This is a genomic window from Bacillus sp. 05T31, assembly GCF_056396725.1.
The window spans coordinates 1-388 of the sequence record NZ_JBFTMA010001463.1 but is presented as its reverse complement, the minus strand read 5'-3'; the positions used below and the strand labels follow the sequence as shown (position 1 = coordinate 388).

Sequence of the window (388 nt, the reverse complement as noted above, 5' to 3'; positions counted from 1 at the left end):
CGCTTACTGCGTTCCTTGTAGGTAATTTGCTTCTTGTGCTCTTTAGATGCTAAATCTTGTTGTCTACGTGTTATTTGCGTGTCAGTTAATTTATACAGAATAAGTCTTGCAGGAAGTTTTTGATACATTCCAATATAAATCTCAGGAATCTCGTATGTTTCACCAGACTGTAATTGGTCAATAAATTTCTCCATATCTAGTTGGATGTACTCAGAGTGCTTTTTTAATGTTCCATTTTGAAAGTATTCAGGCTCACTATTCTTCTGATATATACGAGTATTGAGCTTTAATCGTGAAATAAAATAAGCACCACACTCATCTATAGTATGTAAATCTTTTAAATCGAAGTATCCTAAATCCCGTATACATACATCGTGCGGTTGAAGAG

1 protein-coding gene is annotated in these 388 nt (G+C 34.3%); it reads right to left on the bottom strand.

What is annotated here, in order from left to right:
- Positions 1-388: transposase (locus AC1DJR_RS33845; protein WP_477004656.1), on the bottom strand; the 388-nt coding region annotated here is incomplete at both ends.